Raw genomic sequence first — 12,602 nt, 5'->3', positions numbered from 1 at the left:
TTTTCCAATATAAGAGAAATTAAATCTTTATAAAACCGGAGCCTGCCATTACCCGGCAGACTCTGATAACAGGCAGACTGTGAGCGTTACCTTGCTTTAGGACGAACTGAAGATATTGTGCGGGGTCTCGCTCCGGGAGTGGAAGTCACCGTTTTCTTCCGGGTTGAAGGTCTCCGTGAAGGCTTCTCCGGCGTCTCCACACTGGCAGACTTTGCTGCTGTAACAGCGGGATCAACTTTTTCAGCTACTTCTTTCGTTTCCACTCTGGCAGAAGCTTCAGCTTCCTGTTTTGCCTGAGCTTTTTCCTGTGCCTGCTTTGCCGCCAGTAACGCAACCTGTTCTACCAGCACATCCACTTTCGCCGACAACACATCAAGTTGTTGCTCACGTTTATCACGCTTTGCCGTGAAAGACGGCACAAATGACCAGAGCGGACTGGTTTTGACTAACTGTTCCATATTGGCAAAAACAGCCGAAGGCGATAAAGATGACCGGAGATGTGCATCCATCCTGGCACCCCGTTGCTGCAGCTCATCAAAGGATTTTTTTTGCGCATCAAGCTGACGGTTAATCTGTTCAGTCACACCGGACAACTGCTCAGCGATAAGTTCGGAGCCGGCTTCAATCCAGCCGGTCAACGGACCGTTTGGCTTATTTTTCTGTACCATCACTTTTCCTTTATACTGAAGAAATCGTAGCGGCGAAAACACCGTGTGCCCGTCGTGCCGGACACACGGCAATCTGCATTATTTATTTGCTGCCAGCTTGGCAACCGCTTCTGTTAATGCGTCAATTTTTGCTGAAAGCTCTTCGATACGATGATCAGTATTGTCCGTATCAAGTCCCAGCTTCTGACGTACATCACTTACACGGCTTTCAACATCGTCAGTGGTTTCTTTGAATTTAGTACGGGCGTCATCTTCTAAAGTTTCCCCCTTTTTCACTAATTCATCGAACATTTTAGATGCTTCAGTGCTCAGCTTTTCGTAACGGCCCTGTGCTTCTTCAACACTTTTACCGTAAGCACCCAGACCGGCAAGCCAGACTTTGCGGGCAAAATCTTCAGCATCGTTCAATTTGCTTTTAATGGTATCTGATTTGGTCATTTTCGGATCTCCTAGTGGAATTCGCTTCATCTGACACAACCATAAAATGAAAAGTTAGAAAGCGCATACTAATCCCGTTTATTTTTGGGAATGCAGACCAATCATATTGCCTTCACTATCCTGCAGCAGTGCGACAAAGCCATATTCGCCAATCGGAAATTTTTCCTTAATGACCGTGCCGCCCGCTTTGGGTACGCGGGCACATTCAATGGCACAGTCATCGCAGGAGAAGTAGACCAGTGTGCCCGTACCGCCCGGTGTCATTCCTTCCATACTGACCAGCGCACCGCTGGCTCCGTAAGCCGTCATGTCAGAGCCAAATCCCTTCATGACCAGCGATTCATCCGCTGGTACAGAGATTGTCTCTAACTCACACATAAAAACAGATTCATAGAAGGTTTGCGCCCGGGACATATCACTGACGTAAATTTCAAACCAGCCAACGGGATTGAGGTTCATTGTGTTTCCTTACTGTCTGAGAGGTTGATTCAGGGCCGGCTGACCCGTTCTGAACACCACCGGCATTGACTTCACCGGCGTGCGGTGACAGCAAGAAAACAACATGACGGGTAAAACGGATCCCAGCATAAAGGAAGTAAAGGCTTTACCGCAACCCCGGGAGATTCGAAAAGCAGATAGCAAAAAGCCCGGCGGATACCGGGCTTTCAGGATAAAACAGAATGATTAGTCGACGAGATCTTTAGGCATATCTTCGCGGATTTGTGCCCACACTTTACCAGACGCGATACCATACTGACGGATCAGGCCGGGTACACTCTCGTGGTCTCCGGAATTCGCTGCCGCTAACAATTTACCGTAGAAATCTTTCGCTACATCACGGGCGGATTGCTGGGCAAAAAAGTAACCACCGATGCGGGAATACAATCCGCGGAAACCGTTCATCATCAGAACAAACACTTTATTGCCGGATGCCAGCGCAAGATCATGGTTTAACTGATAATCAAAATGCGCAAATTCTTTGCCGTCTTCTTCAATATTCAGATACCGGGCGATAATTTCTGCAGAGTCTTCAGGGTTATTCCGGATTGCCATACGAATAAACACTGCGCTTAAATTCGTACGGGCGGCCAGCAGGTTATCCACCAGCTCGGGAATACCGTCCTGATCGAGACGGGCCAGGGTTTCCAGAATATTCAGACCACAAGTTTCCCAAAAGTTGTTCACTTTTGTGGGTTTACCGTGCTGAATCGTCAACCAGCCGTCTCTGGCGAGTCGTTGTAATACTTCGCGTAACGTGGTGCGTGTTACACCAATAAGCTCGGACAGCTCCCGTTCTGCCGGAAGAATGGTCCCCGGAGGGAAACGACCACTCCAGATAGACTCAACAATATACTCTTCAGCAAAACCTGCCGGGCTCTGGGCTTTATAAATCATAGGTGACTCGCCTGAATCTCTTTTTATTGTCAAACTCATTGTACCAGAGGAATTTTCTTTAACACAATCAATTAATCAGTCATAAAACTGATATAAGTTATACTAACTGAGGCCTGCGGCAGCTTTCTCAAGCTGTTTTTTTCAGGTAGAGTTTGGTTATGAGTGTACCAGATGTGATAAAAGCCACTAAAAACCATAACTTGGCTAATGTCCAACATTCGCTGGACAAGATTTACGATAATAATTACATTCACATCGCAACAAGTTGTTAAAGGAAAATTAACTATGCAAACATCGCTACCTATGGCGCTTTATAAGAACTTTCTCGGGCATGCGCCGGACTGGTACAAAAAAACAATTGTAGCGTTCCTTATTCTCAATCCTTTCCTTTTCATGGTAGATCCATACCTCGCGGGCTGGACACTGGTCATCGAGTTTATCTTCACGCTGGCGATGGCACTGAAATGTTATCCTTTACAACCGGGTGGTCTTTTGCTGATTGAAGCGATGTTCATTGGCATGACCTCGCCCGAACACATGATGCATGAAATTGAAGTGAACCTTGAGGTACTGCTGTTACTAGTCTTCATGGTCGCCGGTATTCACTTCATGAAAGATCTGCTGCTGTTCCTGTTTACCAAGCTGGTCATACGGGTGAAAAACAAGATGGTTTTGTCGCTGTCTTTTATTGCAGCGTCCGCGTTTTTATCTGCTTTCCTTGACGCATTAACGGTTGTCGCGGTCATTATTGCGGTAGGTCTGGGTTTCTACACGATTTACCACAAGGTCGCCTCCGGCAAAGAATTTCACCACGACCATGATCATACAGACGATGACGGTGTGTCGAACCTGGGTCGTGATGATTTGGAGAACTTCCGTGCGTTCCTGCGTAACCTGATGATGCACTCAGCGGTAGGCACTGCACTGGGTGGCGTAATGACCATGGTAGGTGAACCGCAAAACCTGATTATTGCTGATAAAGCGAGTTGGGACTTCGTAGAGTTCTTCACCCGTATGGCACCGATCACCTTACCCGTATTCGTATGCGGTCTGGCCACTACAGTGATTCTGGAGAAAACGAAACTGTTCAGCTACGGTGCTCAGCTACCGGCGGCAGTAAGAGACATTCTCGTATCCTACGACAAACATATGGATGAAGGCCGCACCAACCGCGATAAAGCCCGCCTGGCCGTTCAGGCGTTAATTGGTGTCTGGCTGGTTGTGGGACTTGCGGGTCACTTTGCTTCTGTTGGTCTTATCGGTTTGTCAGTTATTGTTCTGGCAACATCTGCCAGCGGTATCATTGAAGAGCATGCGTTAGGTAAAGCGTTTGAAGAAGCCCTGCCCTTCACAGCATTGCTATGTGTTTTCTTCGGTGTGGTTGCGGTAATTATCGATCAGGGCCTGTTCCAGCCGGTTATCCACTGGGTACTGTCTTTCGAAGGCGAAACCCAGCTGGTGATGTTCTATCTTGCTAACGGTGTGCTGTCGATGGTCAGTGACAACGTGTTTGTAGGCTCTGTGTACATTACGGAAGTGATGGCAGCGCTGCAGGAAGGCCAGATCACCCGTGACCAGTTCGACTTACTGGCTGTTGCTATTAATACAGGTACGAACCTGCCTTCTGTAGCGACACCTAACGGCCAGGCAGCATTTTTATTCCTGTTAACGTCGGCCATTGCCCCGCTGTTGCGCTTGTCCTACGGAAAAATGGTAGTGATGGCGCTGCCTTACACCGTGGTACTCACCTTAGTAGGACTGGCAGCCACCTATTTTGGCTTGGCAGATGCCACACAAGCGCTATACGATATGCACCTTATTGAGCACCATTCAGCTACGATGCCAGTATCAGGCGCTGAACCGCACTAAGGTTTTTATTGCAACAATGAATCTCATTCAATGGATTAGTCGCCAGGCGGAGTATAAACCCGCCTGGCTTCTTTTATTTTTATCTGCCGCAGGACTGTTGTCTGCAGCATTGTATTTTCAGCATGTTAATGGCCTGCAACCCTGTGTAATGTGTATTTATCAGCGTACAGCGGTTATCGGTATTTTGTTGTCCGGTTTACTGGTTGTTATTGTGAATCATGGCCTGACGCGGATGCTGGCTTTCGCCGGCTGGGCGGTTTCCTCGGTATGGGGCTTCATGATCGCCCGTGAACAATACGACATCATTCACAGTACTTCTCTGTTTGCCAGTTGCGAAATAGTGCCGAATTTCCCTTCATTTATGCCCCTTTATGACTGGTTACCGGCCATATTTGAAGCAAAAGGGGATTGCCTGGATGACGGCTGGCGTGTTGCCGGACTGGGCATGCCTGAGTGGATGATGGTGATCTTCGGGATTTACGCTGCCGTATTCGTTATCGTGTTTGGCTGTCGTTTACTGGACAAGAAACCCTTTTGATTGACTTAAGTACCCTGCCATCGCGGCTTCCTGCTATTGCAACCACAACCAGCCCCATCAGTATTGAACGGGCCGGGCAAAAACATGCCGATATGTTATGCGAAGCGTCCCAGCAATCAGTCAGTCATGTTCGGCCATGGATGGGTACAGATCTGTGCCCTGTCACCCCCGCGCAGGCCCGTCAGTGTCTGACCACCCTGGAAAATCAGCGTGAGCAGGGTTACGGTATCACCTACCTGCTGGTGATGGACAACCGTTGCCTCGGCATGGGACTGATAAACTATATCCATCCTTTGCACCGTAACGCCAACCTGGGTTTCTGGATCCGGCCTGAGGCATGCGGACAAGGTCTGGCTGTTCAGCTTTGTCAGGCTATGAAAAAACTGGCTTTTAATCAGATGGATTTATTTCGTCTGGAGTTGTTTATTGAACCCAATAACAAAGCCAGTTTGCGTGTTGCAGAAAAGTTGGGGGCAGAAAAGGAAGGTTACTGCCGCAAACGTATTTGCGGCAGACATGCATTGCTTTACGCGTTAACGAACGAATAGCCGGATATCAGTCTGCGTCGTGCAAGGGCCAACTGGCGATATAATCTTCAAACGCGTCTAAATCCACATCCGTTTCAAATACAGTCTTCCCTCTTACAGACATACCGGCCTGATGCATTTTGGCTTTCTTACCTTTATTCAGCAGCGGATGCCAGGACGGCAGCCCGCGACCTTCATGCAACCGCCGGTAGCTGCAACTTGGCGGCATAAAGAAAATATCCTTGAGATTCTCTTTAGTCAGCTTTACACAATCAGGAACCAGCTTTGTGCGCTCTGCATAGCGGGTACAGCCACAGGTTTTGGTATTCAGAAGCGAACAGGCAATGTTGGTATAGTGAATTTCCTCTCCCTGATTCAGGGTATCCGTTGGCGCGGCTTCTTCAGCATCGTCATCCTCAATGAACTTATGCAGACAACATTTTGCACAACCGTCACACAGTGATTCCCACTCAGCAAGAGTCATTTCATCAAGCGTCTTCGTTTCCCAGAACGGTGTCATCACATCACCACATTCGTTTCGACAGACATTAATTCGCCCAGCTCTGCGCGGATCCTGTCACCGGCATTTAGCGGGCCTACGCCTTTTGGCGTTCCGGTGAGAATAATATCGCCGGGTTGCAGGGTGAAGATGTGAGACATTTCTGCGATAAGCTCCGCTACCGGCCGTATCATCATTGCTGTATGCCCCTGCTGACGCACGGTATCATTCACGGTCAGGGTGAAATGAATGTCAGTAAGATCTCCGGTTTGCGTCAACGGAGCGAAAGCGGAAACCGGGCAGCTGCGATCAAAGGCTTTGGCACGCTCCCAGGGATAGCCCTGCGCTTTGAGTTCACTTTGTACATCACGTAAGGTCAGGTCAAGAGCGAGCCCTGCACCCCAAATAGCAGCCAGCGCGTCATCAGGCGTCGCTTTGCACAGTGACTGACTGAGCAATATTGCCACTTCAAGTTCGTTATGGCATTCGCCTTTGTCTGAAGGGATCACCACCGGTTCAGACAAATGACAAAGTGCCGGAGCCGGCTTCATAAACAACAAGGCTTCGTCCGGCACGGTGTTGTTAAGCTCCTGAATATGATCAAGATAGTTGCGGCCGATACACAGGGCACGTGTCACAGGCAAGGGAACAGGCTGGCCCTGAATATTGAGATGTTGATACATGTTATTCCCCTTTGCGGATCCGGTCTGCCAGATAACTGACCGAGACGCCGAAATATGATGAACGGTTCCACTTCATCAGCGTATGAAAATTATTATAGACAAGGTATAAACGGCCATCGATGCCGTCCGGCATGATAAGAGAGGCTTTGATGCCGGCAGCAGGTAAGTCTGTTAAATCAAATTTACGCACTCCCCTTTCCTGCCATACCGTTAACGGCACGAAATCATCTTTTGCAAAGCCTGCATGTGCACCGTCATAACCATCAACGAACTTCACCTGGCGGCCCCAGGTGTAGTCATCATTCCACCCCTCGCTGGACAGAAAGTTAGCGATAGAGGCAAACACATCTGCCGGCGTGGTCCAGATGTCTTTTCTGCCGTCACCATCATAATCCACGGCATAATTTAAAAAAGAAACGGGCATAAACTGACTCTGGCCCATCGCACCGGCCCAGGAACCTTTCAGCGCTTCAATATCAATATGACCATCACGGATGATATCCAGTGCAGCATAGAACTGCTTTTTGAACATCGCTTCACGACGCCCTTCATAGGCTAAAGACAGCACTGCAGAGAACACCGGATAGTTGCCCTGGATTTTACCGAAGTTAGACTCATTACCCCATAAAGCGACAATAAAGCGGGGCTGAACACCATATTTGCTGCCGATTTCATCCAGCAGAGACTGATGCTCACGATACAGGGTAATTGCCTGCCTGACCTTCCAGTCCGGCACGCGGGTCGCCAGATAATCATCCAGCGTGATTTTTTTCTCCGGCTGATTTTTATCTGCCTTTACAACGGTGGGACGAAATGTGGCAGTATCCAGCGCTTTGTCCACCAGTTCTGCCGTATAGCCTTTTTCCACTGCTTCCTGCTTCAGAGACTGTAACCAGACTTTAAATCCTGCTTCGTTTTTTTCTTCCGCTGAAACCGGCAAAGCCAGCATTAAAAAAACGGTGAGCAATACAACAGGGCTGACTGAAAACAATGCCTTCATCACCGTTTTTCATCCACATGGGGCGTCAGACCAAGCTCTGTGCGGTGAGCAGCCAGCATGTCTTCCGCTTTTGGCGGCATTTGCAGATAAAAGCCTTTTTCTTTCAGCGCTACTTCCAGATCAGCTTTGCTGACACCGGCAAGCTGAGGCCGTTTATCAAGGGAAATCAACATCACCAGTTCCGGCGTGCCAAATTTCTCCATCAGTATTTCCGGTACATCACCGAAAGCATTTTTGCCGGGCACGTATAAGTACATGCCTTCTTTCCGGCGGGTTTTATAAATTGCACACAGCATATTCAGTCCTGCATTATTTCTTAACGGGTGAAAGCCAGCGGCCCTAATAATGAGGCCAGCCCCTTTTCCAGCAGAGGACGGCGCCAGCCACTCAGCAGATCAGGCAGAAGCCCCTGCACGCGGGTTTCATCCAGTTCAAACCATTGCCATTTTAACAGCTGATTGATTTGTTTTTTAGAGGCTACAACTTCCTCTGACACGCCCTGCTCTGCGGCAACCATTGCACAGAGACGCTTAATAGCCGCCAGATGCTTTTTATATTCGGGATAGTCAATCAGCCGGCGCATACGGGGTAATTGTTTGTCTGCGGGGGTATCTTCATAAAGGGATTTCGCTTCAGCCACCAGGGCGGTAAGGGTTTCACCGTAACGACGGAGGGTTTGTGGCTGCAATCCCTCGATACGACTCAGCGCAGTGCGGCTTAACGGCATTTTTACTGCCATATCGAACAGCTGACTTTCTCTGACCACAAAGTTGAGGGCCAGATTTTTTTCACGGGCAACCTTAAGCCGCCAGCCTGCAAGATGGCGAAACACGGTGAGCTGTTCAGGATTAAGCCGCCAGGTATTTTTCAGCACAAGGTAAGCCTGCTCCAGAGGAATTTGTGCGGCCTTCTTTTCTCCCAGTGCAGCAATTTCCTGCGTTACCCAATCAAATTTACCGGCATCTTCGATTTGTTCTTTCAGTTGTAAGTACACAGGTAAAAGATACAGCACATCATTGGCGGCATACACCAGCTGACTTTCCCGTAGCGGTCTGGCCAGCCAGTCAGTGCGGGACTCCCCTTTATCCAGCACCACGTCACTCATCAGTTCCACCAGTCGTGCATAACCCAGGGTCGCGCCCATGCCAAGCACACTTGCTGCAAATTGAGTATCGAATACCGGCGCAGGTATTACACCGAATGCTGCCAGAAATGTTTCCAGATCTTCTGAGCAGGAATGCAGCACTTTGATCACATCCGGATTCGTCATTAATGCCACAAACGGGCTTAAATCATTAATCGCCAGCGGATCGATAAGTGCCAGTTGCTCACCGTCGAACAACTGCAATAGTCCCAGCTGCGGCGTCAGGGTACGGGTACGTACGAATTCAGTATCAATGGCAACTGCTTCAGCGGCAGAGGCCTTCTCACACACCGCTTTCAGCGCAATTTCGTCGGTTATTAAGGTATATTTCATCATAAAAAAACAGCCGGCAATGATGCCGGCTGTCCCAATTAGTTGCGTAAAGTCACGGTGAACTCAGTCCCTCAGTTCTCTACGCAGAATTTTGCCTACATTGGTTTTTGGCAGTTCGTCTTTAAAGACAACGTGTTTCGGCACTTTATAGCCGGTGAGGTGCTTACGACAATGTGCAATAACCGTTTCAGCGGTCAGGCTCTTGTCCTTAGCAACTACAAATAACTTCACGACTTCACCACTGACTTCGTGAGGCACACCGATAGCAGCCGCTTCCACCACATCATCATGCATGGCAGCCACTTCTTCAATCTCATTCGGGAACACATTGAAGCCGGAGACCAGGATCATATCTTTTTTACGGTCAACAATATAGAAGTAACCTTCATTGTCTGACTTCGCAATATCGCCAGTTGCCAGCCAGCCATCTTTAAGAATTTCTTCTGTAGCTTCGGGACGGTTCAGATACCCCTTCATGACCTGCGGCCCTTTCACCCACATTTCACCGGCTTCACCTAAGGGCACATCATTGCCATTATCGTCCAGCAGACGAATTTCTGTAGAAGGTACCGGCATACCGATAGCGCCTTTATAAGCCTTAATGGTAGGTGAATTAACCGCTACCACCGGCGAACACTCAGTCAGGCCGTAACCCTCAAGCAGTACCGTGCCGGTGACTTTTTGCCAGCGTTCAGCCACAGGGCGCTGCACGGCCATACCGCCACCCAGACCGAACTTAAATCCGGAGAAATCAAGTTCGCTGAATCCCGGCGTATTAAGCAGACCGTTAAACAGGGTGTTCACCCCGGGCAAAATGGCAAATTTGTGTTTCGACAGTTCTTTCACAAAGCCCGGCATGTCTCTCGGGTTAGTAATAAGCAGGTTCGGACAACCAAATTTAAGGAACAACAGGCAGTTCGCCAGTAATGCAAAGATGTGATAAAGCGGTAACGCAGTGACAACGACATCTTCACCGGGCTCAATGACAATTTCGAGAATACCCGATACCTGTTCCAGGTTTGCAATCATATTACGATGTGTCAGCATCGCACCTTTCGATACGCCTGTTGTACCACCGGTATATTGTAAAAATGCCAAGTCGTCCCCTGTTATCTCAGGACGCTGATAAGTGTAATTCGCGCCGGCTTTCACTGCTGACATGAACGACTCAGCTTGTGGCAGAGAAAACTCCGGCACCATCTTTTTCACGTGCTTCACCGCCAGGTTTACTATCCAGCGCTTAGGAGCCGGTAACATATCCCCTAACGCCGTGCGTAGTACTTTTTTCACCGGTGTATCAGCAATCACACTTTCCAGCGTGGCGGCAAAGTTATCGACAATAACAATGGCTTTGGCATTGGCATCGTTTAACTGGTGCTTTAATTCGCGGGCGGTATAGAGCGGGTTCACGTTAATGACGGTGAGTCCGGCCCGTAATACGCCGAACATAGCAACAGGGTATTGCAACAAATTTGGCATCATGATGGCGACAGCATCGCCACGCTCTAAACCACTATTTTGCAGATAAGCCGCAAACTGAGCAGACAACACGTCCAGCTCATTGAAAGTCATGCTGTGACCCATATTCATGTAAGCGGTTTTATCGCCCCAGGTCGTCACAGACTGTTCAAAAATATCTACGATAGAGGCATAACGATCAGGGTTAATTTCTGCCGAAACACTTGGGTCGTAATGCTCAAGCCAAATTTTTTCCACACACCCTCCGGTAACTTTTATTTTTATATTTGCAAAAAAACACAAACTTTAACCAATATTTCACAACTGGTCTGATTTCTTCCGTATATTATAGGATGATAAAGAAAAGATAAACGCCACTATTTACAATTGCTCAACAAATTGACGAATTTCGCAGCCAATTTCGTCTGTTTTTTCCATATGAATGTGGTGGCCGCCTGTAAAAGTTTTACACTGACTGTAACTAAACCAGTTGTGCCTTTTCGCATAAACCTGCTCAACCTTTTTAAAGCTGCTGTCCGCTGCCAGAAACAATACCGGACATTCTATGCTTCGCATAAATGCCTCTGCCTGAGACTCAGTCAGCCGCAGGGTAGATTTTGTGCGCACGCGGGGGTCGCTCGCCCAGAAAAAATGGCCGGATGCATCCTGCGTCAGATTGCGGGAAAGAATTGCCCGGGCATGTTCAGGCCGGATATCAGCAACAGCGCAACGGGCTTTCACCGCAGCATCCAAATCCACGATATTCAATTTATTTCGCCGCTTTTTATCACGACTGATGACAGACTCCCTGACCTGTTCAGCGCTTGTTTGCGGATCCAGAGTAAGCGGTCCGCAGGCATCTATGGAAATCACTGCTTTCACCTGTTCAGGAAACACAGCGGCATAGAGTGTCGCAAGGATACCACCCAGTGAGTGGCCCAGCAGGATCACATTTTCAAACTGATTCTCTTTGATGAGCGCGTATAAATCCTGCAGGAAATCAAACTGGTGGTAATGGGCACCGGCCGGCCGGTGGGCTGACTGACCGTGTCCCGGTAAATCCAGTGCAATGAAGCGGCAGGATTGCAGATATGGCGCCAGCGGCGCCAGTGATACAGCATTATCGAGATAGCCGTGCAAACCGATAACAACAGTTCCAGCTCCCTGATTGTCCAGTGCAGCCAGTTTGAGTTCACCGGCCTGAAATTCAGTTTCTAACATGTTTACGCCCTCCGGATGCGGCAAAAATAAGAAAAAAGCGGCAATGAATTGCCGCTTTATAAGGAATAAACCTGCCGCCGGATTACTTCAGATTTTGTCTTGCGCCGCCATTAGCCGGCGTGGAAGTTCTGGTAACCGGTCTGCTTACGCTGCTGCGGGTCGATGTTGAAGGCCGGCTGATCGTCCCCTTGTTGCCACTGCGGGTAACTGAAACCCGTACCGGCGAGACATTGGGATAAGCACTTCTGTAATACCCGCGGGAGAAACCGACGCCGAACGTATAGGGCGAATAATACGGACGGTAAAACGAATAGTAGAACGGTGAGTACCAGCCCATACGATAATCAAAGAACATGGGGTGTACGTAGTTCAGCGAGTCCTGACGCCACATATGGAAATTTTCACCCTTGATACGCGGATACATGTAAGGCTGTTCGCCGACCATGCCGGCAACAGGACGTTCCACAGCACCGATGAAAGTGACGGAGCGGCCTTCTTCGAAATTAATCGGATCAACAAAACCATCAAGTTCCACTTTGAAGCGGCCAATGGTTTCTTCAAACGTATTCGGACGCCCGTAGTGATTCAGAGGAAAATTGACCACTTCAACCCAGGTCTTGTTCTCCTTGTTCTCCACGCCAACGATCACACCACCCCAACGGGCCATTTTGCCCTTCACGCCGTCACCGCCAGTAACAGCTTTGTTGTAGGAGACCAGATTGGTGTCGTCCGGTACGCGGATATCTTCAGGAATAATGGTACAACCGGTTGCTAAGACTACCGCCACCAGCAGAAAAATTTTACGCAACATAAACGCCCCGGAATGCTA

General features: G+C 48.9%; 15 protein-coding genes. 3 read left to right on the top strand and 12 right to left on the bottom strand.

Features of this window, described 5'->3' with window-relative positions; translation table 11 throughout:
- Positions 1 to 86: 86 nt before the first annotated feature.
- From ACXAGR_RS23010 to fadR, 4 genes are all read right to left on the bottom strand, one after another.
- The gene (locus ACXAGR_RS23010) at positions 87 to 668 is read right to left on the bottom strand and encodes a hypothetical protein (RefSeq protein WP_474852754.1); all 582 of its coding nucleotides are present in this window, start codon (positions 666 to 668) and stop codon (positions 87 to 89) included.
- Between the two features lie 78 nt (positions 669 to 746).
- Positions 747 to 1,106, bottom strand: coding sequence for a phasin-related domain-containing protein (locus ACXAGR_RS23005; RefSeq protein ID WP_119501850.1), 360 nt, complete (start codon positions 1,104 to 1,106; stop codon positions 747 to 749).
- Between the two features lie 78 nt (positions 1,107 to 1,184).
- Positions 1,185 to 1,565 carry a VOC family protein gene (locus tag ACXAGR_RS23000; protein ID WP_119501851.1) on the bottom strand — a complete coding sequence of 127 codons (381 nt, stop codon included), beginning with the start codon at positions 1,563 to 1,565 and terminating at the stop codon, positions 1,185 to 1,187.
- Positions 1,566 to 1,790: 225 nt separating this feature from the next.
- Positions 1,791 to 2,501, bottom strand: coding sequence for a fatty acid metabolism transcriptional regulator FadR (gene fadR / locus ACXAGR_RS22995; protein WP_474852752.1), 711 nt, complete (start codon positions 2,499 to 2,501; stop codon positions 1,791 to 1,793).
- A gap of 285 nt (positions 2,502 to 2,786) precedes the next feature.
- On the opposite strand from fadR, the gene nhaB reads away from it, so the two are divergent.
- Genes nhaB through ACXAGR_RS22980 form a run of 3 tightly spaced genes read left to right on the top strand, consistent with a single transcriptional unit; the run spans position 2,787 to position 5,456 of the window.
- Entirely contained in the window at positions 2,787 to 4,370 is a 1,584-nt protein-coding gene (nhaB, locus tag ACXAGR_RS22990; RefSeq protein ID WP_474846491.1) for a sodium/proton antiporter NhaB, read from the top strand.
- Between the two features lie 16 nt (positions 4,371 to 4,386).
- The gene (dsbB, locus tag ACXAGR_RS22985; RefSeq protein ID WP_119501854.1) at positions 4,387 to 4,908 is read left to right on the top strand and encodes a disulfide bond formation protein DsbB; all 522 of its coding nucleotides are present in this window, start codon (positions 4,387 to 4,389) and stop codon (positions 4,906 to 4,908) included.
- A complete protein-coding gene (locus ACXAGR_RS22980; protein WP_474846494.1) occupies positions 4,905 to 5,456 on the top strand; it encodes a GNAT family N-acetyltransferase in 552 nt (183 codons plus the stop codon). The genes dsbB and ACXAGR_RS22980 overlap by 4 nt, the downstream gene beginning before the upstream one ends.
- Positions 5,457 to 5,463: 7 nt before the next feature.
- Here the strand turns inward: ACXAGR_RS22980 and ACXAGR_RS22975 are convergent, their stop codons facing one another.
- From ACXAGR_RS22975 to ACXAGR_RS22940, 8 genes are all read right to left on the bottom strand, one after another.
- Complete coding sequence (locus ACXAGR_RS22975) at positions 5,464 to 5,955, bottom strand: YcgN family cysteine cluster protein (RefSeq protein WP_474846496.1); 492 nt, start codon at positions 5,953 to 5,955, stop codon at positions 5,464 to 5,466.
- On the bottom strand, positions 5,955 to 6,617 hold the full coding sequence (locus ACXAGR_RS22970; protein ID WP_119501857.1) for a fumarylacetoacetate hydrolase family protein: 663 nt from the start codon (positions 6,615 to 6,617) through the stop codon (positions 5,955 to 5,957). Before ACXAGR_RS22970 ends, ACXAGR_RS22975 begins: the two co-directional genes overlap by 1 nt.
- A gap of 1 nt (position 6,618) precedes the next feature.
- Positions 6,619 to 7,617 (bottom strand): lytic murein transglycosylase, encoded by a 999-nt coding sequence (locus ACXAGR_RS22965; RefSeq protein ID WP_474846498.1) that lies wholly within the window; start codon positions 7,615 to 7,617, stop codon positions 6,619 to 6,621.
- Entirely contained in the window at positions 7,617 to 7,913 is a 297-nt protein-coding gene (locus tag ACXAGR_RS22960) for a YcgL domain-containing protein (protein WP_303575399.1), read from the bottom strand. Before ACXAGR_RS22960 ends, ACXAGR_RS22965 begins: the two co-directional genes overlap by 1 nt.
- A gap of 20 nt (positions 7,914 to 7,933) precedes the next feature.
- A complete protein-coding gene (gene rnd / locus ACXAGR_RS22955) occupies positions 7,934 to 9,094 on the bottom strand; it encodes a ribonuclease D (protein ID WP_474852827.1) in 1,161 nt (386 codons plus the stop codon).
- Between the two features lie 63 nt (positions 9,095 to 9,157).
- A complete protein-coding gene (gene fadD / locus ACXAGR_RS22950; RefSeq protein ID WP_119501860.1) occupies positions 9,158 to 10,810 on the bottom strand; it encodes a long-chain-fatty-acid--CoA ligase FadD in 1,653 nt (550 codons plus the stop codon).
- Positions 10,811 to 10,933: 123 nt separating this feature from the next.
- On the bottom strand, positions 10,934 to 11,773 hold the full coding sequence (locus ACXAGR_RS22945; RefSeq protein WP_474852750.1) for an alpha/beta hydrolase: 840 nt from the start codon (positions 11,771 to 11,773) through the stop codon (positions 10,934 to 10,936).
- Positions 11,774 to 11,855: 82 nt separating this feature from the next.
- Positions 11,856 to 12,584 carry a Slp family lipoprotein gene (locus ACXAGR_RS22940; protein ID WP_232373368.1) on the bottom strand — a complete coding sequence of 243 codons (729 nt, stop codon included), beginning with the start codon at positions 12,582 to 12,584 and terminating at the stop codon, positions 11,856 to 11,858.
- Positions 12,585 to 12,602 lie beyond the last annotated feature (18 nt).

It is taken from the genome of Alteromonas sp. ABH4_457 (genome assembly GCF_056160625.1).
Note: the sequence above shows the minus strand (reverse complement) of the source record. Positions and strands in the feature narration are given on the sequence as shown.

What these genes read in the sequence shown, in the direction of transcription:
- nhaB (WP_474846491.1), top strand. Translation starts at nt 2,787, where the DNA reads ATGCAAACATCGCTACCTATGGCGCTTTATAAGAACTTTCTCGGGCAT.
- ACXAGR_RS23010 (WP_474852754.1), bottom strand. Translation starts at nt 668, where the DNA reads ATGGTACAGAAAAATAAGCCAAACGGTCCGTTGACCGGCTGGATTGAA.
- rnd (WP_474852827.1), bottom strand. Translation starts at nt 9,094, where the DNA reads ATGAAATATACCTTAATAACCGACGAAATTGCGCTGAAAGCGGTGTGT.
- ACXAGR_RS22940 (WP_232373368.1), bottom strand. Translation starts at nt 12,584, where the DNA reads ATGTTGCGTAAAATTTTTCTGCTGGTGGCGGTAGTCTTAGCAACCGGT.
- ACXAGR_RS23005 (WP_119501850.1), bottom strand. Translation starts at nt 1,106, where the DNA reads ATGACCAAATCAGATACCATTAAAAGCAAATTGAACGATGCTGAAGAT.
- ACXAGR_RS22960 (WP_303575399.1), bottom strand. Translation starts at nt 7,913, where the DNA reads ATGCTGTGTGCAATTTATAAAACCCGCCGGAAAGAAGGCATGTACTTA.
- fadR (WP_474852752.1), bottom strand. Translation starts at nt 2,501, where the DNA reads ATGATTTATAAAGCCCAGAGCCCGGCAGGTTTTGCTGAAGAGTATATT.
- ACXAGR_RS23000 (WP_119501851.1), bottom strand. Translation starts at nt 1,565, where the DNA reads ATGAACCTCAATCCCGTTGGCTGGTTTGAAATTTACGTCAGTGATATG.
- dsbB (WP_119501854.1), top strand. Translation starts at nt 4,387, where the DNA reads ATGAATCTCATTCAATGGATTAGTCGCCAGGCGGAGTATAAACCCGCC.
- ACXAGR_RS22945 (WP_474852750.1), bottom strand. Translation starts at nt 11,773, where the DNA reads ATGTTAGAAACTGAATTTCAGGCCGGTGAACTCAAACTGGCTGCACTG.
- ACXAGR_RS22965 (WP_474846498.1), bottom strand. Translation starts at nt 7,617, where the DNA reads ATGAAGGCATTGTTTTCAGTCAGCCCTGTTGTATTGCTCACCGTTTTT.
- ACXAGR_RS22970 (WP_119501857.1), bottom strand. Translation starts at nt 6,617, where the DNA reads ATGTATCAACATCTCAATATTCAGGGCCAGCCTGTTCCCTTGCCTGTG.
- ACXAGR_RS22975 (WP_474846496.1), bottom strand. Translation starts at nt 5,955, where the DNA reads ATGACACCGTTCTGGGAAACGAAGACGCTTGATGAAATGACTCTTGCT.